Annotated in this window: 25 protein-coding genes; 14 read left to right on the top strand and 11 right to left on the bottom strand. The window is 65.8% G+C overall.

Annotated elements, in window-relative coordinates:
* Positions 1 to 21: 21 nt before the first annotated feature.
* Positions 22 to 996: a YafY family protein gene (locus AB0L58_RS04245; RefSeq protein ID WP_364380802.1), complete on the bottom strand. Its 975-nt coding sequence runs from the start codon at positions 994 to 996 to the stop codon at positions 22 to 24.
* A gap of 557 nt (positions 997 to 1,553) precedes the next feature.
* Between AB0L58_RS04245 and AB0L58_RS04240 the strand changes: the two genes are divergently transcribed.
* Complete coding sequence (locus AB0L58_RS04240) at positions 1,554 to 2,447, top strand: class I SAM-dependent methyltransferase (RefSeq protein WP_364380799.1); 894 nt, start codon at positions 1,554 to 1,556, stop codon at positions 2,445 to 2,447.
* 580 nt (positions 2,448 to 3,027) lie between these two features.
* Here the strand turns inward: AB0L58_RS04240 and AB0L58_RS04235 are convergent.
* The 3 genes from AB0L58_RS04235 to AB0L58_RS04225 all read right to left on the bottom strand — a co-directional run bounded on the left by AB0L58_RS04235 (position 3,028) and on the right by AB0L58_RS04225 (position 4,394).
* A complete protein-coding gene (locus tag AB0L58_RS04235) occupies positions 3,028 to 3,261 on the bottom strand; it encodes a hypothetical protein (RefSeq protein WP_364380796.1) in 234 nt (77 codons plus the stop codon).
* 10 nt (positions 3,262 to 3,271) lie between these two features.
* Positions 3,272 to 4,075, bottom strand: a complete 804-nt coding sequence (locus AB0L58_RS04230; protein WP_364380793.1) for an SAM-dependent methyltransferase — start codon at positions 4,073 to 4,075, stop codon at positions 3,272 to 3,274.
* A 184-nt stretch (positions 4,076 to 4,259) separates the two neighbouring features.
* Positions 4,260 to 4,394 carry a hypothetical protein gene (locus AB0L58_RS04225; RefSeq protein ID WP_364380790.1) on the bottom strand — a complete coding sequence of 45 codons (135 nt, stop codon included), beginning with the start codon at positions 4,392 to 4,394 and terminating at the stop codon, positions 4,260 to 4,262.
* 556 nt (positions 4,395 to 4,950) lie between these two features.
* Between AB0L58_RS04225 and AB0L58_RS04220 the strand changes: the two genes are divergently transcribed.
* Positions 4,951 to 6,117 carry an epoxide hydrolase family protein gene (locus AB0L58_RS04220; RefSeq protein ID WP_364380787.1) on the top strand — a complete coding sequence of 389 codons (1,167 nt, stop codon included), beginning with the start codon at positions 4,951 to 4,953 and terminating at the stop codon, positions 6,115 to 6,117.
* A 121-nt stretch (positions 6,118 to 6,238) separates the two neighbouring features.
* Complete coding sequence (locus tag AB0L58_RS04215) at positions 6,239 to 6,616, top strand: PPOX class F420-dependent oxidoreductase (RefSeq protein WP_364380785.1); 378 nt, start codon at positions 6,239 to 6,241, stop codon at positions 6,614 to 6,616.
* A 1-nt stretch (position 6,617) separates the two neighbouring features.
* Here the strand turns inward: AB0L58_RS04215 and AB0L58_RS04210 are convergent, their stop codons facing one another.
* Both AB0L58_RS04210 and AB0L58_RS04205 read right to left on the bottom strand, forming a co-directional pair.
* The gene (locus AB0L58_RS04210; RefSeq protein ID WP_364380782.1) at positions 6,618 to 6,881 is read right to left on the bottom strand and encodes a helix-turn-helix transcriptional regulator; all 264 of its coding nucleotides are present in this window, start codon (positions 6,879 to 6,881) and stop codon (positions 6,618 to 6,620) included.
* A gap of 37 nt (positions 6,882 to 6,918) precedes the next feature.
* Positions 6,919 to 8,547 (bottom strand): hypothetical protein, encoded by a 1,629-nt coding sequence (locus AB0L58_RS04205; RefSeq protein ID WP_364380779.1) that lies wholly within the window; start codon positions 8,545 to 8,547, stop codon positions 6,919 to 6,921.
* A gap of 193 nt (positions 8,548 to 8,740) precedes the next feature.
* Here AB0L58_RS04205 and map point away from each other — a divergent pair, with 193 nt between their 5' ends.
* Complete coding sequence (gene map / locus AB0L58_RS04200) at positions 8,741 to 9,508, top strand: type I methionyl aminopeptidase (RefSeq protein WP_364380776.1); 768 nt, start codon at positions 8,741 to 8,743, stop codon at positions 9,506 to 9,508.
* Between the two features lie 6 nt (positions 9,509 to 9,514).
* On the opposite strand, the gene AB0L58_RS04195 is transcribed toward map, so the two are convergent.
* Entirely contained in the window at positions 9,515 to 10,237 is a 723-nt protein-coding gene (locus tag AB0L58_RS04195; RefSeq protein WP_364380773.1) for a glyoxalase, read from the bottom strand.
* A gap of 109 nt (positions 10,238 to 10,346) precedes the next feature.
* Between AB0L58_RS04195 and AB0L58_RS04190 the strand changes: the two genes are divergently transcribed.
* A complete protein-coding gene (locus tag AB0L58_RS04190; protein WP_364380770.1) occupies positions 10,347 to 10,895 on the top strand; it encodes a PadR family transcriptional regulator in 549 nt (182 codons plus the stop codon).
* A 43-nt stretch (positions 10,896 to 10,938) separates the two neighbouring features.
* A complete protein-coding gene (locus AB0L58_RS04185) occupies positions 10,939 to 11,322 on the top strand; it encodes a PPOX class F420-dependent oxidoreductase (RefSeq protein WP_364380767.1) in 384 nt (127 codons plus the stop codon).
* Positions 11,323 to 11,357: 35 nt separating this feature from the next.
* On the opposite strand, the gene AB0L58_RS04180 is transcribed toward AB0L58_RS04185, so the two are convergent.
* The 3 genes from AB0L58_RS04180 to AB0L58_RS04170 all read right to left on the bottom strand — a co-directional run bounded on the left by AB0L58_RS04180 (position 11,358) and on the right by AB0L58_RS04170 (position 15,166).
* Entirely contained in the window at positions 11,358 to 12,749 is a 1,392-nt protein-coding gene (locus tag AB0L58_RS04180; protein ID WP_364381755.1) for a TldD/PmbA family protein, read from the bottom strand.
* 8 nt (positions 12,750 to 12,757) lie between these two features.
* Complete coding sequence (locus tag AB0L58_RS04175) at positions 12,758 to 14,287, bottom strand: TldD/PmbA family protein (RefSeq protein WP_364380764.1); 1,530 nt, start codon at positions 14,285 to 14,287, stop codon at positions 12,758 to 12,760.
* Positions 14,288 to 14,398: 111 nt separating this feature from the next.
* Complete coding sequence (locus AB0L58_RS04170; RefSeq protein ID WP_364380761.1) at positions 14,399 to 15,166, bottom strand: glucose 1-dehydrogenase; 768 nt, start codon at positions 15,164 to 15,166, stop codon at positions 14,399 to 14,401.
* 87 nt (positions 15,167 to 15,253) lie between these two features.
* Here AB0L58_RS04170 and AB0L58_RS04165 point away from each other — a divergent pair, with 87 nt between their 5' ends.
* Positions 15,254 to 15,577, top strand: a complete 324-nt coding sequence (locus AB0L58_RS04165; RefSeq protein ID WP_364380758.1) for a helix-turn-helix domain-containing protein — start codon at positions 15,254 to 15,256, stop codon at positions 15,575 to 15,577.
* A gap of 76 nt (positions 15,578 to 15,653) precedes the next feature.
* Positions 15,654 to 16,307, top strand: a complete 654-nt coding sequence (locus AB0L58_RS04160; protein ID WP_364380755.1) for a helix-turn-helix domain-containing protein — start codon at positions 15,654 to 15,656, stop codon at positions 16,305 to 16,307.
* 4 nt (positions 16,308 to 16,311) lie between these two features.
* On the opposite strand, the gene AB0L58_RS04155 is transcribed toward AB0L58_RS04160, so the two are convergent.
* Positions 16,312 to 17,079 (bottom strand): TSUP family transporter, encoded by a 768-nt coding sequence (locus tag AB0L58_RS04155; RefSeq protein ID WP_364380752.1) that lies wholly within the window; start codon positions 17,077 to 17,079, stop codon positions 16,312 to 16,314.
* A 55-nt stretch (positions 17,080 to 17,134) separates the two neighbouring features.
* Here AB0L58_RS04155 and AB0L58_RS04150 point away from each other — a divergent pair, with 55 nt between their 5' ends.
* From AB0L58_RS04150 to lnt, 6 genes are all read left to right on the top strand, one after another.
* Complete coding sequence (locus AB0L58_RS04150) at positions 17,135 to 18,313, top strand: histidine kinase (RefSeq protein ID WP_364380749.1); 1,179 nt, start codon at positions 17,135 to 17,137, stop codon at positions 18,311 to 18,313.
* 70 nt (positions 18,314 to 18,383) lie between these two features.
* Positions 18,384 to 19,043, top strand: a complete 660-nt coding sequence (locus AB0L58_RS04145) for a response regulator transcription factor (protein ID WP_364380746.1) — start codon at positions 18,384 to 18,386, stop codon at positions 19,041 to 19,043.
* A gap of 84 nt (positions 19,044 to 19,127) precedes the next feature.
* On the top strand, positions 19,128 to 19,604 hold the full coding sequence (locus AB0L58_RS04140) for an FxsA family protein (RefSeq protein ID WP_364380743.1): 477 nt from the start codon (positions 19,128 to 19,130) through the stop codon (positions 19,602 to 19,604).
* A gap of 127 nt (positions 19,605 to 19,731) precedes the next feature.
* The gene (locus AB0L58_RS04135) at positions 19,732 to 19,968 is read left to right on the top strand and encodes a hypothetical protein (RefSeq protein WP_364380740.1); all 237 of its coding nucleotides are present in this window, start codon (positions 19,732 to 19,734) and stop codon (positions 19,966 to 19,968) included.
* Positions 19,969 to 20,047: 79 nt separating this feature from the next.
* Positions 20,048 to 21,640 carry an amidohydrolase family protein gene (locus AB0L58_RS04130; protein ID WP_364380737.1) on the top strand — a complete coding sequence of 531 codons (1,593 nt, stop codon included), beginning with the start codon at positions 20,048 to 20,050 and terminating at the stop codon, positions 21,638 to 21,640.
* Complete coding sequence (gene lnt / locus AB0L58_RS04125; protein WP_364380734.1) at positions 21,630 to 23,324, top strand: apolipoprotein N-acyltransferase; 1,695 nt, start codon at positions 21,630 to 21,632, stop codon at positions 23,322 to 23,324. Before AB0L58_RS04130 ends, lnt begins: the two co-directional genes overlap by 11 nt.
* Positions 23,325 to 23,516: the final 192 nt, after the last annotated feature.

The raw sequence follows: 23,516 nt of genomic DNA, 5'->3' as shown, positions 1-23,516 counted from the left end.
AAATTCAGGACATATCTCATTTCAATTCTCGCCCGCCGCTTTCCGGAAGCGTTCGGCGGTTGCGCGGAGGTGCGCGGCGAGTTCCGGTGCGTCCAGGACTTCGAAATCGACATCGAGCAGTCCGAGATACAACGTCAAGGTATGTGGCGTGTCCGAACCCACGTGGATCACACAGTGGTTCGGACCATCGGGTTCGACCGTGACGGCGGCGGGCAGCCGCGTACGCACAGTGGTAGCCGGGGCCGCGACCCGCACCCTGGCCCGGTAGCGCCACGTCGCCGCACCAACACCGCGTTGGATCCGTTCGGCCACTTCGGCTTCGGGAACGCTGCGCGGGGTGAAGCGCACGCCGTTCGGTGTCCGCGGCGTCATCCGGTCGACGCGAAAGGTGCGCCAGTCCTCGCGCCCGATATCCCACGCCACCAGATACCAGCGGCCGTTCCAATGCGCGAGCCGATGCGGTTCCACCTCGCGCCGGTGCGGCGGTCGTTGTTCGATTGCGTCGGAATGGGTTTCGTAGTCGAATCGCAGCCGCTCGTTCGCCCTGATCGCTGCGGCGATGGCGGTGAGGACTCCCGCGTCCACATTCGACTGGCCCGGATGCGGCACATGTACGGTGGCGGCGGTCAGCGCGTGCACTCGGTGCCGCAGCCGCGACGGCAGCACCTGCTCCAGCTTGGCCAGCGCCCGCACCGAAGTTTCCTCGATCCCGGTCACCGCCCCATTCGCCGCGGTCGCCAACCCCACCGCCACCGCCACCGCCTCCTCGTCATCCAAAAGCAATGGCGGCAGCGAAGATCCGGCCCCCAGCCGATATCCCCCCGCTGCTCCCGGCGTCGCGTCCACCGGATACCCGAGTCTGCGCAACCGCTCGATATCCGTACGAATGGTCCGCGTCGAAACCCCCAGCCGCTCGGCCAACGCGGGCCCGGTCCAATCCCGATGCATCTGCAGCAGCGACAACAACCGCAACAACCGTGCCGAAGTCTCCAACATCGGTCGATCATCTCAGCAATTGCGGAAAGATTTCTTCCGCTACCTGCCAGCCGACAATCGGGGCCGATGGCCGCACGCCACTGGTCGCGACCATCCTGTGAACGCGTCAAGGTCGTCGAGCGCGCGGACGTGCTGCACACCAGCCTCGGCATGACTGTGCATTGAACCCGACTGGAGACGACCAATCCCTGCGCGGTTGTATGACACCGCGCTCCCGGCGGCTACGACAAGACTTGCACCTGCGACATAGCCGAGTTGGGACAGCGCGCGCTGGATCTGTTCGCCGAGGCCGCCGGCGTCGACCGGATTCGAGGCGGGCATGGTGCCCGACCGCGGCGGCAAGGGAGGCGCCGGTCACGCCGTAGGGGCCGGCGGCTACTTCCGGGCATCCGCGTCGGCAATCGCCGCAGTCGTATGATCAAGTTCATAGCAAGCTCTACTCACCGACAGCAGCAATATTGCCAAGCCGACAAGAGGACTCCCTCCTCCACGCTCGAGTGCCATCCCGGATTCCGACTTGTCAGCCATGGCAATCAGGACTCTTCGAGGACGGCACTATGCGAACCGAAGGCGATACCTGGGACATTGTGAGCAGCGTCGGCATGACCGCGCTCGGCGTCGCGGCCGCGCGCGCCATCGAGACGAAACGGCCCGATGCCCTCGTCCATGACGAATACGCTGCCCCGTTCGTGGTGGCATCCGGCGATTCGGACATGAAACGACTGATCACCGATCCGACATTGTGGACGCAGATCCCGTTCACCTCTGGGTTCATCGGATATCGAAGTAAGTTTTTCGACGATTTCTTCCTGTCCGCAGCGACGGCCGGTGTGCCCCAGGCCGTGATCCTGGCCGCTGGGCTCGATGTCAGGGCCTACCGGCTGGATTGGCCGAAGGGCGAGGTCGTGTATGAGATCGACCAGCCCAAAGTACTGGAGTTCAAACGTCAGGTGCTCACCGAATCCGGCGCCGCGTCGAGGTCGGACCGGCGCGCGGTGGCCGTTGATCTGCGCGATGACTGGCCCGCGGCGCTTGTCGAGGCGGGCTTCGATCCGACCTCCCCCACCGCGTGGTCGGCGGAGGGCCTGCTGCCCTATCTACCAGGCGCCGCACAGGACGCCTTGTTCACCAGGATCGATCAACTTTCGGCGCCCGGTAGCACGGTGGCGGCGGAGACCATCGACAGTAGCGTCGACATAGGCCGCATCACCGAACAGGAGTCGCAGTACTTGAAGGACACCCCGTTCGGCAAGGTCGACCTCGCGTCACTGTTCTACACCGACGAACGCACCGATCCGGATGAATTGTTGACCGCCCTCGGCTGGACCACCTCGAGCCTGTACATCCAGGAACTGGCCGAACGCTACAACCGTCCCCTGGCACCGGTCCCGGAGCCGCTGGCGCAAATGTTCGACTGCACGCGATACCTGACGGCTTTCAAGCCGTCCTGATTCGGCGCTGTTCAGCCAGCGCCGCTCCCGTTGCGATCGTCCGGCGACATTGTGTCCGGCGGGTGGTGTCGTCGGGGCACAGCGGTGCGTCGTCAGTGGAATCTGGCCGAACACCATGGAGTCCAGCCGGATTCGGTGGAAGATGGTAGCACGCCGTGACCACTGGTGGTGGTGTGGAATCGGCGGGGGCCAAGGAATGAAGCGGCCGTCATCTTGTCGGGTTCAGATCTGCCCACCGTAGCGTGACGGGCGTAGCCCGAGCGTGGCTGGAAGCGCTGGGTTCCGGACGAGGAGGCCACCGATCGAGACATCGTTTGGACCCAGGAATCCTGAACCCGAGCGCGCCGCCGCAGTCGCCGAATATCTCCATCACAGACCTCATGTTTGCGGCAGTACCGGCAAAGATTGTGTTCGACGCAATCGCTTCGGAGGCATCGCCACCTGTGCTCGCGGCGCTATCGGCGGTCTCGGCCGCGACTGATGGAGACAATCCCATCATCTGGAGTCGAGTCACTGATTCCGGGAGACGACGACGCCAGGGAGTCGCTGAACGCGCAGATCAGCGGCGTCGCTCGTGGCGCTACCGTGCGAAGAAACCTGTTGCGGCCTTGATGATTACGATCATCGTCCCGAGTCGGCCATCCTTGCGGACGCTCCACGATCGCTCGCATTGCGTTCCGTGCAACACACGATTCGTTGTCGCGATGAACAGTCGGAACGAGAACTCCGACCGCATTGACTCGGTCGGAAAGGTGTCGACGTCACGCTTGGTGACCGTTGTGGCGGGGTTGTAGGTCTTGGCCTGTGTCGCCACGCGGGTTGTCTTACTTGCGTGCAACGCCCGCGTAGGCGGACACCTGGGCGTCCATTATCGTCGGGGGTGCGATACCGTCCGCGCGCCAGCGGTGCGGCACCTCTACACCGGGATCGACCAGCTCTAGTCCGTGGAAGAACCGCATGAATTCGTCTCGGCTTCGGACTTGGCACGGCAAGCCGCTGCGACGGTAGATGTCGACCACGGTAGCTATTGCCGTCGGATCGAAGTCTGGCGTGACGTGTGTCATCACCAGATACGAGCCGGGAACGAGCGCGTCCATCAACGTGTCGACGATTCCGTAGGGATCCTGCTCGTCGGGGACGAAATGCATCAGGGCGTTGAGACTGAGCGCAACCGGTTGGGTGAGGTCGAGTGTCTCGTGCAATCCCGCGGCGTCGAGAATCTTTTCGGGTGTCGTGACGTCGGCGGAGACGTAGTTGGTACGTCCCTCCGGTGAGCTGACCATCAATGCCCTGGCGTGGACGAGCACGATCGGATCGTTGTCGACGTAGACGACGCGCGCGTCAGGTGCAACCTGTTGGGCCACCTGATGCAGATTCGGCTGGGTCGGGATACCGGTTCCGACATCGAGGAATTGACGAATGCCCGCATTTGCGAGGAATCGTGTGACGCGGTGTATGAAGGCCCTGTTCTTCTGCGCGGCCACCCGCACTCCTGGCCAGATGGCCACGACCTGTTCAGCCGCTTCCTCGTCCGCGCTGTAATGGTCCTTGCCGCCGAGGTAGTAGTCATACATTCGGGCGGTGTGGGGCTGATTCTGCCGCAGGTCGACAGGAGAGCCGGGTTCCACGGTCGGAGTCCTTTCATAGTCGAGGCAACATCAAGGTAGCGAGCGGGCGGTATGCGGGCGTGTCGTTTCAACCTTGTTGGGGGGTGCAGCTTGCGGCCCGCTACAGGCGTCTGGGCGCGCCGAGACGCATCAGCGGCGACAGTGGGTCGGCGGACAGGGCTGATTCCATGCTTGCCACGTTAGCCTACTTGGCGCCTTGCATCCGGCCACCGGTCAGCTCTACTACCGGACCCGAGATCGCAAGCGCTGGACCGAGTTTCGAGCTCGCCCGCAGTCGCTGCGCCAGGGCCGGCCGGGCGAGGAGCTTGTCTGCGATCACCGATGTCCCACCTACCGCAGCGGGTTTGATGCGCGCCCAGCGGCATCGGCGGATGTTCGCGACGAGCCATCAGGGAGATGAGTGCGCGCGTGAGATGCGCTGGCCAGGCTGGGACGAGGAGGTCCGGCCACTGTCCCTCTCGATCGGGGCTTGCGATGTACCCGCCGCTGTGGAGTGCGGAGGGCTGGACCGGCATCGCAACCACCAGCCGCCGCCCCTGTCCGATCACCGAACTCGTTGCGCTCCATGCTGATGTGGCCGAGCAGCAACTGACGTCACAGTTCGCGGACAGTGCCAGGACAGGGCGCGGGCCAGCGGCTTGTGATTCGTTGCCGACCGATACAGCGGGTAGCTAGATAGGTATTTATATATGCGCATCAAACTATGTGAATAGACTGGGAGTCGAGGTGCTATGCGCCCATGGCGAGTCCAGAACTCGCGCAGGAACGCGAGATGGTGCGTGCTCGGGGGCGGTGACCACCTACCGCCAACGAATCTGGAAGAAACTTTGTAATGCGGAAGTAGACCTTCCGCAATGGGGTCGAGAGTGGTCCGCATGACGAACACAGCGACTATCCGCCCCTTCCGGATCGACATTCCGCAAGCTGAGCTCGACGAACTGCGGGCGCGGCTCGCGAGCGCGCGTTTGCCCCATTCGATGCCGGGCACCGAGTCCGACTGGGAGCGTGGCATTGCGCCGGATTATCTGCGGGAGCTGGCGGAGTATTGGCGGGACGGGTTCGATTGGCGGGCGCAGGAGATGAAGCTCAATGCGTATGACCAGTACACCACCGAGATCGATGGGCAGACGATTCATTTCTTCCATGTCCGCTCGCCCGAGCCGGATGCGGTACCGCTGCTGATCACGCATGGATACCCGAGTTCGGTCGTGGAGTTCATCGAGCTGATCGGACCACTGACCGATCCGCGAGCGCATGGTGGGGATCCGGCGGACGCGTTCCATGTCGTGATTCCGTCGGTGCCGGGTTTCGGGTTCTCCACACCGCTCGCCACCACGGGATGGGAGCTGGCGCGCACCACCGAGGCATTCGCCGAACTCATGACCCGGCTCGGCTATGAGAAGTTCGTCGCTCAGGGCGGTGATATCGGTGCGGGGGTGACCGGGCGTTTGGCCGCCACGCATCCGGAGCGGGTCATCGCTACGCATGTGAACAGCGACCGGGGCTCGCTCGGTCTGGTAGGGGAGCAGCTGCCGATGCCCGAGGGGTTGACCGAGGGCGAACTCGCCGCCATCCAGGCGGCGCAGGGCAGGTGGAATCAGCAGAAGGGGTACCTGGTCCTGCAGACCACTCAGCCCAATGCCATTGCCGCCGCGCTGACCGATTCCCCGATCGCGCAACTGGCGTGGATCGCGGAGAAATTCCAGGTCTGGACCGATCCGGTTCGGGCAACCGGCGAAGCGGTGGATCGCGACCTGCTGCTGACGAATATCAGCATCTACTGGTTCACCCGCAGCGGCGCTTCGGCCGCGCAATTCCTCTGGGAGACAGCACATTCCGGTATGGAATGGGTGGCGCCGTCGGGCGTGCCGCAGGGGTGGGCGGTGTTCAATACGGATCCGCTGATGCGTCGGGTGATGAATCCGACCGGGCATATCGAGCACTTCAGCGAATACGCCCAGGGCGGACATTTCGCCGCGCTGGAGCAGCCGGACCTGCTCGTGGACGACGTCCGGAGTTTCTTCCGGGCTTACCGCGGCTGAGCAGGTGAAATTGGGGCGGGCGCTGGCCCGCCCCATTTCGGTTCGGTACGTCGCCACGCGTACGAGCAAGTCTGTCCGCATACGGATGTCGCCGACTTCACCGCGGCCTACCGTTTCGGGTATGACTTGGAACGAAGTGAGCACCAGCAGTTTCGCCCTGCTGACCACTTACAAGAAGGACGGAACGCCGGTCGGCACCCCCGTGTGGGTGGCTCGGGACGGCGAGCGGATCGTGGTGTGGACCAACCCGAAGACCTGGAAGGTCAAGCGGATTCGCCGCAATCCGGCGGTGACCCTGCAGATATGCGACGGCCGTGGCCGCCCGAAGAGCGAGGAGAAGTTCGCGGGTAAGGCCGAGGTGCTGGATGCGGCGGGGACGCAGCGGGTGCGCGATCTCGTCTCGCGCAAATACGGGATCACCGGCAGGGTACTGATCCGCCTGCACAAGCTGTTCAGGGGAGCGGACGGCTCGGTCGGGATCGCGATTACCCCGGCGTAGGTCAGGCGGATTCCGCGAGGCCCGCCGAGCGCCAGGTGTCGGCGAGCTCCTGTAGTGGAATCTCCAGGGCTGCGGCCAGCGATACGATCGTTCCGAATGCCGGCGTCGGCAGCCGGCCGGTCTCGATCTTGCGCAGCGTCTCCGGTGAGATTCCGGCGACCTGGGCGATCCGGGCCGGATCGCGGTCGGCGCGTGCGGCCCGCAGCCGGGCTCCGAGTCGGCGACCGGCCTCGACCTGGGCGGCAGTCAGCGGAAGTCGGACCATGCGACCAGACTATGATCGGTATTTAAATACCGCAAGCTCAACCGTTGTATTTCACTCGGAAGGGACCGCCGACGCTGTTGAACAGCAGATCCCCATTCGGAAAGAACTGGACCAGCGCGTAGGCGCCGTTGCCCAGATTGGTCTGCCCGAAGACGGTGCGGTGCGTCGTCTTTCCTGATCTCCAGTCCAGTCCGGTCACCTCCCAGCCGTCGGTCTTGGTGTAGCCGTTGACGAAAACCACGCCGGATTTACTGCTCTCGGTGGGCACCATGCTGGTCGAGACCACATCCGCCCGCGACCATACCGATGACCAACCATGGTTGAGCGGATCCCATTGGAATCGCTCGACACCCGATGGCGGCGCGAATACCGGACCGCCCGCGAGCACATCGACGAGGCGGTCCGGTGTGCCTTGCGGCCGGGCATTGTTGACCACGAATGCGCCGTAGCCATCCACCACGACCGACTGCTCACTCTGGATGAACTCGGGCAGTGGATTCAGCCCGGCCGTCACCGGGATCTGGTCGGCGATCCGATTGGATTTGGTGCCCGGCTTCGGTTGGAACCCTTCCGGAATGGCGTCGCGCCAGAACGCGAGCAGATTCATCCGGTCGGCACCGTCGGTGATCACCACGAGTCGGTCGTCCTTGCCGTAGCCCATGAGTGTGGGTGTCGAGCCCGTGCCGATACCGAACTTCACCGCCGGCGGCTGCCGCCCGAATTCGTAGGGTGCTGCCCATGCGCCATCGGTGGCGGCGGTCGAGAGTGCGGATCCGGTCCACACGACCTTGCGCATGATCTTGTCGGAGGCCGCGTAGATCCCGCCCTTCTCGTCCACGGCCATCGCATTGGAGACCACCTCGTCGGCGCCGAAGTGGACCTGCTGCGGTTCGCCCTGCAGGCTGCGGTCGACGATCGATAGCCCGCGGGTGCTGAGTACGGCCAATTTGCCGTCATAGGTCATATTCAGGCCGACGATGGACTCGGGTTGGCCACCGAGCCCCGGTCCGGTGCCGAGCCAGGGTTTGAAGTCGAGGGTGCGCAGGATCCGCACGCCCGCTTCGGGATTGTTCGAATTCGTCAGACCGAACACGACGATCTGTGCGTTCTGCGTGACGTAGTAGACCCGGTTGTCCTTGTCGACCAGGCTGTAGACGCCATTGGTGATGCGCGTCCAATCGAGGCCCCAGTCGTTGTGCACGGCGGCCTCCACCTGACCTGCGTCGGTGAAGTTCTGGTCGAGCACCCGGTTCAGCGCCTGGGGCGCGAGCGGTGTCACACCCGGCGCGTCCGCGCGGGCGATCTCGTGGAACATGCCATTGCCGACCTGGACATAGACCACACCTTGGGTGGAGGAGACCCACATATAGTCCGGATTGGTGGCGGCGAGCGTCATGATGTTGACCGGTCCCGCGGTGACGCGCTGCTGCTGCTTCGGGTCGATATGGAATTCGCCCTGCGGCGTTTGATACGGGAAGGTGTCGGACTGGCCCGGATCGATATGTGTGAGCGCGTAGGTCGCGGCGGCGAGATAGGGATTGCGCGCTGGGCCCGCGGCGCTGCCCGACTCGTTCTCGTGCTTGGCCGACTCGCTGCCACATGCGGGTGCGGCCACGGCCACGGCCAGCGCGACGGCGGCGACGAGTGCCTTGCGGCGCAGGCTCATCGCTTGCTCCTCTACGTTCGCTATCGGGCAGTCGATCGGGCGGAACGCATGCCGCTCGGGGCGGCGAACAACGAAACAGACCAGTGCTCTCGCGTTCGCGAACATAACACATCGCCTGGTCAGCGGGATAGTTGGTATTTTAATACCGATCATCGCTATGCTCGGTATTAAAATACCGAGATGGAGGTTGAGCATGGTGGAGTTGAAGTCGCCGGGGGAGATCGAATGTATGCGGGTGGCGGGGCGCTTCGTCGCCGAGGTGCTGGCGGAGCTGCGCGTGCTGGCTCGGGTCGGGGTGAACCTGCTCGAACTGGAAGAGCATGTGCGGCAGCGAATTCGGGAGCGCGGTGCGGTGTCGTGCTATTGGGATTACGCGCCGTCGTTCGGTCGTGGTCCGTTCCGCAATACGGTCTGCCTCTCGGTGAATGATGCTGTCCTGCACGGACTTCCGTTCGACTACCCGCTGCGCGACGGTGATGTGCTGACCATGGACCTGGCGCTGGGCATCGACGGTTGGGTCGCCGATTCGGCCACCAGCATGATCGTCGGCACCGCCGATGCGGAGGATCTGCGGCTGATCAAGGCCACCGAGGACGCGCTGGCGGCCGCGATCGCGGTCGCATTGCCCGGCAATCGGATCGGCGATATCTCCGCCGCCATCACGGAGGTCGCGCGGGCGAACGGCTATCCGGTGAATACCGAATTCGGCGGACACGGGCTCGGGCGGACCATGCACGAGGATCCGCATGTGCCGAATGTGGGGCGTGCGGGTCGCGGGTATCCACTGCGACCCGGTTTGACCATTGCCATCGAGCCGTGGTTCGCGCGCACGACCGACCGGATCTATACGGATCCGGACGGTTGGACGATCCGCTCGGCGGATGGTTCGCGGACCGCGCACTCCGAACATACGATCGCGATCACCGTCGACGGGCCACAGGTGTTGACCGCCGCCGCGTGACCTGGCTCACGTTGTTTCGGCGAGCCACTCCGCGAGATCGTCGGCGGCGCGCAGCTCGGCCGCGACGGTCGTGCGTTCGCCTTTCGAGAGCGATATGGTTCTGAGTTCGGCCCGCAATGTCTCGGCCCGCTCGGAATCGCCGGTGGCGACGGCCAATTCGGCCAGCGCCGCAAGCGCTCGAGCCTTGTCGACGGCCGCCGCTTCCGCGCCGTAGCGACCGAGACCGACCTCGAGCACCCGGATCGCGGCCGCATCGTCGTTCTTGAAATCGCGCAGGATGCGCGCATTGTCCAAAACCCTTGCCAGGCTGTCGAGTTCGTGGGAGCCGCCGTACTCGACGTGGTCGGGCTCGTCGCGCTGGATGTAGATGATGGTGTTGCCCACCGGGTCGACCACGCTGAATCTGCTTTGGCCGGGGCGGAATCGGGTGATACGTGGGCAACCTTTCGCGGGGACCTTCCCATAGCGCTTGCGCAGCGCCGCGGTGAATGCGCCGTGCCGCTGCGCGACATCGTCGAGCATGACCAGGCAGCCGACCTGTTCGCTGGGGAGTGCCATTCCTGGCGGCGCGGCGGCGAAATGGACCGCGCAGCCGTGGGCCTCGATCGCGCCGTAGGCGTACGGCCTGGTCTGCTCATGGGTCACCGTGTAGCCCAGTACTCGGTAGAAGTCGAGGGTGTCCGTCAGATCGCCGCTCCACAACACCGGAACCGCAGTATCGCTCGTCATCGCCCTGCCTCGCTAGCGGTAATCAATTTTGACTACCCGAGGTTAGGGCGGTGAAATGCTGGAAGTCAAATTTGAGTAGTATGGCCGTTTCGAGAGAAGGGATGTCCGGATGTCGGCGGTGCGCCTGCTCGTCCTCGGCGTGATGCGGTTGCGTCAGCCCACCTATGGCTACGCCGTGCGTCGCGAACTGCTGTCCTGGCGTGCCGAAACCTGGACCAATGTGAAGCCGGGGTCGATCTATCACGCGCTCAAACAGCTGACGCAGGAAGGGAAATTGACCGCGTTCGGCACCGAGGGGAGTTCGCAGGGGCCGGGACGCACCCTGTTCGAGCTGACCGAGGCGGGGGAGGCCGAGTTCCGCAAGCTCATGGACGAGGCGCTGGTCAGCGTCGATATGGAGGAGTTGGGTGCGGGGATCGCGTTCATGGATGCGTTGCCACGCGCGCACGTCATCGAGAAGTTGCGCGAACAACGGCGCAATGCCGCAGCGGTCCGCGACGATCTACTCGCCATGGTCCCGACCTTCCCCGGCCGATACGAACCGCCGCACGCGACCGATCTGCTCGAGCTGTGGAGCGGCGTATTCGAGAACCTGTCGCAGTGGACCGGTGGCGTACTCGAGCGCCTGGAGGCGGGTGAATACCGGATGTCGGGCTGATGGCGGGCCGCGCGTGGCGTCCGCCGGCGGATAGGCTGGCCACATGACGAATACGCTGGGTGCGGTCGGCGAGGCCGACTACGTGCTGCTGACGACCTTCCGCAAGGATGGCACGCCGGTCGGCACCGCCGTCTGGGCCGCCGAGGACGACGGCAAGCTGTATGTGTGGACCGAGACCAACAGTTGGAAGGTCAAGCGGCTGCGCAACAATCCCGCCGTCACCCTCCAGCCGTGCAACACGTCGGGTAAGCCGCGCGGTGACGTCATCGAAGGCACCGGCCGGGTGCTCGATGCCGCCGAAACCGAACGCGTGCGCAAGCTGATCAAGAAGAAGTACTGGCTCCTCGGCCCGATTCTGGTGACCGCGAGCAGTATTCGCCGCGGCAAGTCCGGCACCATCGGCCTCGAGATCACCCCGGCCGCGTAGCGTGTGGGGCTCCCGCGACGGGAGCCCCACACGTGTCAGGTCGCCTGGCTCACCGAGGACATGTGGAAGTCCGGGATTCGCAAGGGCGGCATGGCGGTTCGGGTGAACCAATCCTTCCATTCGCGAGGGAGAGTGGTTTCGGTGGCGCCCGCTTCGGTGGCGCGGCGCAGGAGGTCGATCGGGCTCTCATTGAAGCGGAAGTTATTGACCGCGGCGGAGACCGCGCCGTTTTCGACGAGGTACACGCCGTCGCGGGTGAGACCGGTGAGCAGCAGGGTGGCGGGATCGACCTCCCGGATGTACCAGAGCGTGGTGAGCAGTAGTCCGCGCTCGGTGTCGGCGATCATCGCATCGATGCTCGTGTCCGAGCCACCGGTCAGCAGCAGGTTGTCACCGGGAACCGTGGGGGGAGCGTCGAATTCGGCGGCGGTGGCACGCGGGTAGATCAGCGATTCGATGACGCCGTCGCGCAGCCAGTCCACGCGCCGGGCCGGTAGACCGTTGTCGAAGACCGACAGCGATTCCGACGACGACGAAGTCGCGACGAACGGACGGTATTCGAGTCCGCCCGCGTTCGGGTCGGAGTAGAGCGTCAAGGGGATATCGCTGAGCCGCTCGCCGATTCGGGTGCCGCCCGCCTTCGCGAAGGCGCTGTGCCCCTCGTGTGCGCCACGGCCCTCCATGGACCAGGTCAGGTAGATCATCAGGTCCGCGACCGCCGAGGGCGGCAGCAGGGTTTCGTAGCGACCCGCGGGCAGCTCGACCCGACGCTTGGACCAATCCAACCGCCGTGATAATTCGGTGAGCAGCCCGGGTACGTCGACATCGGTGAAGTCCGCGGTGCCGACACCAACCCACGCACTCGCGAGATCCGCGCCCTCGCCGCGCTTTCCATTGATCTCCACCGAACCGGTCGGCTGCACGAAGCGGCGGCGAATACCCGTGGAGGTACCCAGCCACGTCGTGTGCATCTGGTGGTGCGCGAAACCGTAGAGTCGATCGGCGCCGTCGAATCCACCCGCCAGATCGCGGGCCAGGTCGGTGAAGACCTCGATTCCGGTGCTGCCCGGTGCGGACGCCCAATCGCCCCCGATGTCCGGCAGACCGTCCGAATCCGGCGTGAGCAGCGGCATCGCATCCTTCGCGGGTTCGGCGGTGCGGGCCGCCGCCTCGCTGGCGCGGACTACCGCTTCGATCTCGGCCGGGTCGACACTGGTGGAGCCGACGCTGCCGACGCGCGCGGAATTCGGGCCGTCGCGGAAGATCGAAACGACCGCCCAGTCCCGGGAAATCGAGGAACCATTGGTGGTCATCGAGTTGCCCGCCCACCGCAATGACGCCTCGTGCGCATCGGTGACGATGACCATCGCCTCATCCGCATGCGAAAGCGCGAGCGCCTGCTCGACGACCGCACCAGCGGGCACCATCACCTCGGTCACTGGCCTGCCTCCGTCCGGGTATTGAGAATGTTGATGCCGCGTACCAGGATCGACGGGCAGCCGTGGCTGACCGCCGCGACCTGGCCGGGTTGCGCCTTACCGCAGTTGAACGCGCCGCCGAGGCGCCAGGTGGACGGTCCACCGACCGCCTCCATAGCACCCCAGAAGTCGGTGGTGGTGGCCTGATACGCGACATCGCGCAGCTGACCGTCGAGCTTGCCGTCGCGGATGCGGAAGAACCGCTGGCCGGTGAACTGGAAGTTGTAGCGCTGCATATCGATCGACCACGACTTGTCGCCGACGATATAGATGCCGTTCTCGACCCGGGAGATGAGTTCGGCGGTGCTGGTGTCGTTTTCGGGATCCGGTTGCAGCGACACATTGGCCATGCGCTGGATCGGAACATGGTGCGCCGAGTCCGCGTAGGAACAGCCGTTGGAGCGTTCCAGGCCCAGGCGCGGGGCGAAGACGCGGTCGAGCTGGTAGCCGACCAGAATTCCGTCGCGCACCAGATCCCAGCGTTGTCCCGCGACACCCTCGTCGTCGTAGCCGACCGAGGCCAGACCGTGCGCCTCGGTGCGATCACCGGTGACGTGCATGATCGGCGTACCGTACTGCAGGGTGCCGAGCTGGTCCGGGGTGGCGAACGAGGTACCCGCATAGGCGGATTCGTAGCCGATGGCGCGATCGTATTCGGTGGCGTGGCCGATGGATTCGTGGATGGTCAGCCACAGGTTGGTCGGGTCGAGCACCAAGTCGGTCGGGCCGGCCTCGACGCTCGGCGCCTTCACCTTCTCGGCCAGCCAACCCGGGATTCGCGCGAGTTCGTCGTTCCAGTCCCAGATTCCGTCCGCACCGGTGACGTACTCCCACCCGCGTCCGGCCGGGGCGGCGAGGGTGCGCATGGTCTCGAAGACGCCCGCCGCCGCGTCCACGGTGATCGCCTCGAGCTGCGGGTGCAGGCGCACGCGCTGCTGTGTGATGGCGGAGCCCGCGGTGTCGGCGTAGAAAGTCTGCTCCTTGACCTGCAGCACCGAGGCAGTGACGTGATCGACGCCGTCGGCGGCGGACAAACGGCCCGAATAGTCCTGCAGCACAGCGACCTTGTCGGTGGTCGGCATCGTGAACGGGTCCACGTCGTAGGCCGAAACCCAGTGCACATCGTCGTATCGGGGCTCGTCGGCGAGTTCGATGCGTTCACGATTGAGGGCGCGCAGGGTCGTCGCCACCGTCACCGCCCGCCGCGCCACCTCGGCGGCGGTCTCGGGGGTGAGCGCGGCATGCGAGGCGAAACCCCAGGTGCCGTCGACGATCACGCGCACGGCGAAGCCGAGGTCGGTGGCATTGCTGATCGCCTCGACCCGGCCGTCGCGTAGGCGGATCGACTGGGTGACCAGCCGATGCACCCGCAGGTCGGCATGCTGCGCGCCCGCCGCGCGTGCCGCGGTCAGCGCGGCGTCGGCAAGCGTGTGCAGTGGTAACGCAAGGAACTCGGCGTCCACGTCTTTGGAAGTCGCGATGCTCACCCGATCAAACCTAGTCGGTCGGGTCGGCGAGCGCCGCTTCCGCTGTGCTGACGCAGACCTAGCGGACAATGCATCGACGGCAATGCCGCTCGAGTGTCCAGCGGTGCGGTGCTAGACCATGGCCGCCGGCGTGGCGGCGACCAGGCCGCCGTCGATGAGCAGGTCCTGGCCGTTGATGTAGGACGCCTCGCCCGAGGCCAGAAACGCAACCGCGGCGGCGATGTCCGCCGAGGTGCCGATGCGCCCTGCGGCCACGGTGGCGACGGCGGCTGCCTGCACTTGCGGCGACGCTTCGGCATAGAACGCGGGCGTCCCGGTGTAACCCGGGCTGACCGAGTTGACCCGGATTCGCCTGGGGGCCAGTTCGGCCGCCAGTGTTCGTGCGAGGTTGTGCACCGCCGCCTTGGTCGCCGAGTAGAGTGCCGCGCCCGGTCCGCCCCGGTGCAGTGCGAATGATGCGTTGATCACGATCGCCCCGCCGTCGGTCAGCAGGGGAAGGGTCTGCTGGATGGTGAAGAACGCGGCCTTGAAGTTGATGTCGACGACCCGGTAGAACTCCGCCTCGCTGACATCGGCCACCGCCTGGAATGCGCCGACACCCGCATTGGCGAAAACCACGTCCAGGCGTCCGCAGCGGTCCCGGATCGCCACCGTCAGCGCGTCCAGATCGGCGAGATTCGCTGCGTCGCCGCGGATTCCGAGGACACGATCGCCACCGTTCAACTCTTCGACCGCGGCATCCAGGCGGGACTTGTCCCGCCCGGTGATGACCACCTGTGCGCCTTCATCCAGCAACCGGCGCGCGGTGGCCGAACCCATACCGCTGGTTCCGCCGGTGATCAGCGCGATCTTGTCGTCGAATCGGGAATTGCTCGGCATGGCATGACCTCTCACACAGTTGGATAGTTCAACTACATATGAACAGTTCGACTGTATATCAACAATCGAGCTATCCTGGGCGGTGTGATGACTGCACATCCCGAGCGGGATCGGATCGAGTTGGCGAATGTCTTCGCCGCACTGGGAAATCCGTTGCGGCTGCGGATCGTTCGTGTCCTCGCGGACGGGGCGGAGTACACGTGCGGCTCGATCGTGGACGGTGTGCCCAAGTCGAATCTGACGCACCACTATCGGGTGCTGCGCGATGCCGGCATCATCTGGCAGCGGCCGTCCGGACGGGAGACCTTGCAGTCGCTGCGTCGGGACGATCTCGACGCCCGGTTCCCGGGTTTGCTGGATTCGGTGATCGATGCGGCCCGCCGGGATCGGTCGGACCAGACCCGAATTTGATCACGGTTCGGCGGCATGGCGCGCGCGAAAGTCGGGGTTACCGTACCCAAGTCGGGTTATGCCGTACTGTGCCCGCGTGCCGCCATCCGCCCTCCGCGATCGCAAACGAGAACGTACCCGCCGTGCCCTCCTCGAGGCAGCCGTCGAACTTTTCGAGAACAGAGGCTATGAGGAAACCACGGTGGCCGATATCGCGGCCGCGGCCGAGGTCGGCACCCGGACGTTCTTCAACTATTTCGCAAGCAAGGAAGAACTGCTCTTCCCGGAACAGGACGAACGGGTGCGTGCCGCGGTGGCGGCGATAGCGAGTCGTCGGCCCGGCGAGCGGCCGGTGGAGGTGCTGCTGCGCGCGTTACGGGCGGCGGGTGACAATCCGGGCGAACACCTCGTCGATGATCTGAGCGCGCGCATTGCCGCACTGCGCGCCCGGGTTTCGCGCACGGTGCCCGCGGTGAGCGGGCGGGCCGCACATGCGCAGCTGGTGGCGCAGCGCGAAATCGCGCGGCAGTTGCATATGGCATTTCCTGTCGAATTGGACGAGGTCGGTGCCGCCGCATTGGTCGGTGCCGTGGTCGGCGCGGTCTCCGGTGCGCTGACGGTGCTGTTCCAGAGTCCGGTGGCCGGAGTCGACGGCGAGCGGCTGCACCGCCAGATCCACGAAACGACCTCGCGCGTCCTGCAGCCCTGGCTGGCGTCGAATTCCAAGATGCATGCGGGACCCGTGCACTGATCGGTCAGCCGAATTGCTGCCAGCCCAAACGGATTACCATGCCGATGACGACCACCAGCAGGACGACGCGCACGAACTTCGCGCCGTTGCGTAATGCCATGTGCGAGCCGATGATCGCGCCCGCGACATTGCCGACCGCCATGGCCGCGCCCAGCGCGAACATGATGTGACCGGTGACGCCGAAGAAGATCAGCGCACCGATATTGGATCCGCAGTTGATCACCTTCGCCATCGCGGCCGCGCGCACGAACTCGGTGCCGAGCAGGGTGGCGAAGGTAATGATCAGGAAGGTGCCGGTGCCGGGGCCGAGCAGTCCGTCGTAGAACCCGATCAACCCGGCGGCCAGGGCGATCACGAGCACGAATTTGCGCCGACTCGGTGCATGCGTGGCCAGGGTGATGCCGATCGACGGGCGCAGCGTGACGAAGACGGCAACGCCGACCAGCACGACCATCACGATCGGGATGAACAGGTCGCGATCGATGAGGGACACCGCTGCCGCGCCGGTCGCCGCCGTGACCGCCGCGATCGCCGCCGCGGGCAGCAGTGTGCGCCACCGCATGGGAACCTTACGCGCGAACGTCACGACCGATGCGCTGGTGCCCGCGACCGCGGCGAGCTTATTGGTGCCGAGTGCGGTCTGCGGTGCGATGCCCGGTGCGACGAGGAACAGTGTCGGGAGGATGATCAATCCACCGCCGCCGACCACCGCATCCACCCAGCCAGCGGCGGTCGCGGCCGTGAGCAAGGCCGCCCAGTCTCCAAAATCCACCCGGCCAGCCAACCAGATGGTTGGATCGCGCCCGTCCGCACCTAGGCTGATGTCCGTGCGCCGGTTCAGTCTGTGGCTTCGCGGCAAGCCCCTCATCTCGGATTCGATGCTGGCCGCCGTGCTGCTGCTGCTCGAGATCGTCGGGGTGAGCAATTCCGACAGCAAGCTGGCCTACCTGGGAATCGGCGTGCTGCTGCCGGCACCGGTGGCGTTTCGGCGGCTGTACCCGCGGGCGATGGCGGCCGCGATGCTCGGACTCTCGATCGCTTCCACGCTGGTGAGCTACGCATCCGAGGACGAGGCCGACCACATCGCGCTGCTCGGGCTGGGCATCATGCTGTACACCCTGGTCGCGTATGTCGGTCGCAAGGAAGGACTTTGGTATGCGCTCGGCCTGATCGCCGACAGCTCCAGCTCATTTCTCTTGGTGCACAAGCCGGCCGGTTCGGATCTGATCTTCACCGCGATGTTCTACGCGCTGTGCTGGACGCTGGCCGAGTTCATCGGTGCCCGGCACGCCTACGACCAGGAGGTGGCGGCGCGGCTCGCGGTCGCCGACTATGACCGGGAACGCCGCGCGCACGATGCCGTCGCCGCCGAACGCACCCGCATCGCCCGCGAATTGCACGATGTCGTCGCCCATGCGGTCAGCGTGATCATCGTGCAGGCCGACGGCGCGAAGTACGCGCTGCGCCGCGATCCGGACGCGGCCGAACGGGCATTGGCCACGATCGCGAGCACCGGTCGGGAGGCGCTGCGGGAATTGCGCCGAACCGTTGCGCTGCTGCGCATCGAACACGCCCCGGATCAGTTGCCGCAGCACGGAACCGCGGGGTTGGCGAAGGTGGTCGAGATGATGCGCGATACCGGCCTGGCGGTGGAACTCGAAATGACCGGGGAACTTGACGATATCGCCCCCGAGGTGAGTCTCGGCATGCATCGTATCGTGCAGGAATCGCTGACGAATACGCTCCGGCATGCGGGTTCGCATCCGAAGGCGTGGGTGCGAGTGCAGCGTCGCCATGCGGATGTGGTCGTCGAAGTCACCGATACCGGCGGGGTTCCGGTGCAGGAGCAGGCAGCGAGCCCGATCGTCGGCGGCGGCATGGGACTGGTCGGCATGCGTGAACGCATCGCCGTACTCGGCGGCACACTGGAAGCGGGCCGCACCTCCGATGGTGCGTGGCGGGTATACGCGACCATCCCGCTGGTGCGCGGCGCCGAAAACGGTTAGCCCGAGGCTTGTTTCGGGGCCGCGGGAACGGTGCGCGAAACACGCTGGACGGTGCCGATAGATTAGGGATGTGCCGATTACCGTTCTCGTTGTCGACGATCAGGAACTCATGCGTATGGGGTTGAAGATGGTGCTCGGTGCGCACCAGGACATCGAGGTGATCGGGGAAGCCGAGAACGGCGCCGCCGCGATATCGCGGGCCAAGGAGCTGCGGCCGGATGTGGTGCTGATGGATGTGCGGATGCCGGTCGTCGACGGGGTATCGGCCACGCAGCGCATCGTCGAGGCGGGTGACGGCTGCAAGGTGCTGGTGATGACGACCTTCGATCTCGACGAACACGCATTGGGTGCGCTGCGAGCGGGTGCGAGCGGCTTCCTGTTGAAGGACACGCCTCCCGAGGATCTGGTTTCGGCGATCCGGAGTGTCGCCGGCGGCGATGCGGTGGTGTCGCCGAAGGTGACCAAGCGGCTGCTGGACCGGCTCATCGCCGACGATCCGGGCGACATGCGGGATCCGGCGGTACTCGAAGTGCTGACCGCGCGTGAGCGTGAGGTGCTGGAGCAGATCGCGGCTGGACGCTCGAACGCCGAAATCGCCGAGCAGTTGTATCTTTCCGAGGCCACCGTCAAAACGCATGTCGGGCGGGTGCTGACGAAACTCGGTCTGCGCGACCGGGTTCAAGCGGTAGTGCTGGCTTACGAGACCGGGTTGGTGCGCCCCGGCGGCTGAGATCTCAGCGGACTATCAGGCTGTGTCGGGAGAAAAATCGGGCGGTGCGACGTTGAACGGGGTAGATCGTCCGAAAGGATCGCCATGCCCGCCGTACTGTTCGTGCTCTACGTCATCGTCGAGATCGCCGCGCTGATCGGCGTCGGCCACCTCATCGGGGTGATGCCGACCATCCTGCTGCTCATCGCCGGATCCGCCGCGGGCATGCTGCTCATCGGTTCCCAAGGCCGCCGCGTCTTCGAACAGTTTCGGCGCGCCGGGCGGGGGGAGATCAATCCGGGCACCGCGGTCGCGGACGGCGCTCTCGTCGCCGCGGGCGGGTTCCTGATGTTCATCCCGGGCCTGGTCACCTCCTTCTTCGGGCTGCTCCTGCTGCTGCCGCCGACCCGCGTCCTGGTCCGTCCGCTGGTCGCTGCGTTTGCAGCGCGCCGGTTCAGCCGCTTGGCCGCGGCGATGCCATACCGCGGCGTGATCATCGACGGTGACGATGTGGTCGACGGCGTGGTTGTCACCGAGTGGTACGACGACCCGCGCCCCTCGACTCGCCCGGCACTCCCGTAGCGATTGCTCGCAGCTCGCTCGAAAGGTCCGGTTCGGTCGGGCTCACGCCGGACAGCTCCATAAACCGTGCCGACAATCACCCTCGTTGCCCATTTCCTGAGACGGCTCGAAGGACTAGGGTGGCCGGATGGCGACCGAAGAGCTCACCGTCACGGTGAGTGAGGAGCTGGCAGCGGCGGTTCGGCAAGCCGCGGCGGCTGTGGGGCAGTCGATTTCCGGATTCACGGCCGCGGCATTGCGGCTGGAGCTGATCGCGGCGGAGGCTGGTATGCGGGCCGCACCCGGCGCCGCGCCGCCGAAATATCCGGAGGTCATGGCGGTGCTCGCACAACCCGCGGATGTTTCGCCGCCGACCATTCCGTAGCGACTTGCAAGCAGTCGCTACCGAGCGGAGGCTGTCCGACGCTACGGACTGAAACACCCATACGGCAGACTGGTGTCTCGTGAGTACCCAGTTGCTGATCGGCGGTCGTTTCTACAGTTCGAGTTCACCCGATGCGACGGCAATGGCCGTGACCGACGGCACCGTGGTGTGGCTGGGGGCCGAACAGCCGGGACGCGCGCTGCATCCGGATGCGGAGATCATCGACCTGGACGGCGCTTTCGTGGCACCGGCGTTCGTCGACCCGCATGTGCACCTGACGGCGTTGGGCTTGAAGCTGACCGGACTCGATCTGTCGTCGGCGCGCTCACTCCAGCACTGTTTGGAACTGTTGCGCGCGTTCGCGGCGTCGCATCCCGACGGCGCGATTCTCGGCGACGGCTGGGACGAGACCGAATGGCCGGAAGGTCGGCCGCCGACAGTCGAGGAGATCGACGCGGCGGTGCAGCCGGGGCGCCAGGTGTACCTGTCACGGGTGGATGCGCATTCGGCGGTGGTGTCTTCGGAACTGCTGACTGCGGTGGTCACCACCGCGGCGGGCTACACCCGAGGTGCATCCCTGCGCGCCGACGCGCATCATCTGGTACGGACCGCGGTCCTGTCGGGATTGGATCGCGCACAACGGGATCGGGTGCGCAAGGCGGCGCTGGACGCGGCGGCCGCGCACGGTGTCGTGGCCGTGCACGAATGCGGGGGACCGGATATCGCTGGGCGCGCCGATATTCGCGAGTTGCTCGAGTTCGAACACGGTGTGCAGGTGCGCACCTATTGGGGTGAGGCGGTGCGCACGGCCGACGAGGCGCGGGCACTGGTCGCCGAACTCGGGGTGCACGCGCTCGGCGGCGATCTGTTCGTGGACGGTTCGCTCGGCTCGCACAGTGCCCGACTGCGGGCACCGTACGCCGATGACGCCGGAACCGGTCTCGGCTACCTCGACGTCGACACGATCGCCGCACATGTGCGCGCCTGCACCGAGGCGGGCATTCAAGCCGGATTCCACGTCATCGGTGATGCCGCGATGGATGCGGTCGTCGCCGGATTCGAACAGGTGGTCGCCGAACTCGGCGGCCCGGCCGTCGCGTCGCGTGGGCACCGCGTCGAGCATGCGGAGATGATCGATGCCGATCAGATCGCCAAACTGGCCGCGTGGGGGGTGATCGCCAGTGTCCAACCGGGTTTCGACGCAACATGGGGCGGCCCGGACGGTATGTACGCCACTCGCCTCGGCGCCGAACGCGCCGCCACCCTCAACCCATTCGCGCCGATGGCCGCCGCGGGCATCGCCCTCGCCATCGGCTCGGACGCACCGGTTACCGCACTCGACCCCTGGTCGGCGGTTCGCGCCGCGGTCAACCACCGCACTCCCGGCCACGGCCTCTCACCTCGTGCCGCCTTCGCCGCCGCCACCCGCGGTGCCTGGCGCGCGGGCGGCATCCGTGACGGTGTCGCGGGCACTCTGGTCCCGGGAGCCCCCGCCTCCTACGCGATCTGGGACGCCGCCGACCTCGTCGTCGCCGCGGCCGCCGACACCGTTCAGCGCTGGTCCACCGATCCGCGCTCGCGAGTCCCCGGCCTACCTCCACTCGACCCCGACGCATCCCTGCCCACCTGTCTGCGCACCGTCCACCGCGGAGTCACCATCCATGAGGCGTGAAATACCCGGTGTGGGTCGCGCGACGGTCGCGTTCGGGCGGTATCCGGTACTGAGTCGGTCGGTGGCGGCGGTGGCTTCCGGTCTGCTCATCTTCGGGAGCTTCCCGCCGCGCCCCTTCTGGTTCCTTGCGCCCGTCGGGATCGTGGTGCTGACCCTGACCGTGCGCGGTGCCGCGCGGTTGCGTGGGGGATTCGGGTACGGATTCCTTGCCGGGCTCGGATTCTTCGTGCCGCTGCTGCCGTGGACCGGGATCTACGTGGGGCCGGTGCCGTGGCTTGCGTTGTCGACAGTGTGTTCCTTATATATAGGACTCTTCGGGCTGTCGGCGCGGTTGTTGTTTTCGCTGCCGGGGTGGCCGGTGTGGGTGGCGTCGACATGGACGGCCACCGAGTGGCTGCGATCGAGCTTTCCGTTCGGCGGATTTCCGTGGGGTCGCTTGGCATTCGGGCAGGCCGACGGGTGGTACCTCTCGCTGGCCGTGGTCGGGGGCGCACCGCTCATCGGATTCGCGGTGGCACTCACCGGAACCGCCGCCGCGGCACTGCTGGTGTATGTGTGGACGCGCATAACGGTGGCGCCGACGGATGGTCCGTCGGCTGTGGCGCCGGGCCGTGCGGATACCGCGACCCGCCTCGGAATTGTCGCCGCGGCGGCGACCCTGGTGGTCATCCCGGTCACCGGAGCGATCCTGCGGACCGCGCTGCCCGGCCCGGCGGAGGGTGACCGGACAATCACGGTTGCCGCTGTCCAGGGCAGCGTGCCGCGGCTCGGGCTGGACTTCAATGCCCAGCGACGCGCCGTACTGGACAACCATGTTCGGCGCACCGAGGAACTGGCTCGGGCGGTCGCGGAGGGCAAGGCACCCAAGCCGGACGTGGTGATCTGGCCGGAGAACTCATCCGATATCGACCCGCTGCGCAATGCCGATGCGGCGGCGGAGATCACCGAGGCGTCCGAGCAGGTCGGTGCGCCGATCCTTGTCGGCGCGGTACTGGTGAACGGCGATCGCACGACAACGAACTCGGTTATCGTCTGGAACGGTGCGGCCGGTCCCGGTGAGCGGCACGATAAGAAGATCATCCAGCCGTTCGGCGAATACCTGCCCATGCGCGGCTTCTTTCGCCTGTTCTCCGAATACGCCGACCGGGCCGGATACTTCGTTCCCGGCAACGGCGACGGCACCGTGCACGCCGACCCTTTCGAGCGACCTGCAAGCGGTAGCTACGGCGACGGTATCGATATCGGCGTCGCGACCTGCTACGAGGTCGCCTTCGACCGTGCCTTCCGCGATTCGATGCACGCGGGCGCGCAATTGCTGACCGTACCCACCAATAACGCCACCTTCGGCGACAGCGAGATGACCTATCAGCAGCTGGCCATGTCCCGGGTCCGCGCCGTCGAACACGGCCGCGCCCTCGTGGTGGCCGCGACTTCCGGTGTCAGCGCCATCATTACCGCGGACGGCACCGTCCAGCAGCAGACACCGAAGTTCGTACCCGCCGCCCTGATCGCCGAACTACCATTGCGGAGCAGCACGACACTCGCGACCCGATTCGGTCCGCAACAGGAACTTCTCTCGGTTATCCTGTCCGCTGCCGCCGTCGTGGTCGCGGTTATCCGGCGGCGAAAAGCTCGCGGCAAGTATGTGAACGACCAAGCCGCCATGGATCAGCCGGTCGGCTGAGCTCGCGAGATCGGCTGAGCGCGTCGTATTGGGCTTCCCCTAACCAAACAGTTGGTATGTTTCGGGGCTGCAAAACCGTCTCTTGGTCCGCCCTGGGCGTTAGCGCACAGTTCGCCAGTTTGTAGTCGAAGCTGGCGTATTTTGTGCACTTTTCGGCATTTCTGCTGGTAACCTGGTGAATCGGGCAAGTTT

Source organism: Nocardia sp. NPDC052112 (genome assembly GCF_040680135.1).
Classification (GTDB): Bacteria; Actinomycetota; Actinomycetes; order Mycobacteriales; family Mycobacteriaceae; genus Nocardia.
Note: the sequence above shows the minus strand (reverse complement) of the source record. Positions and strands in the feature narration are given on the sequence as shown.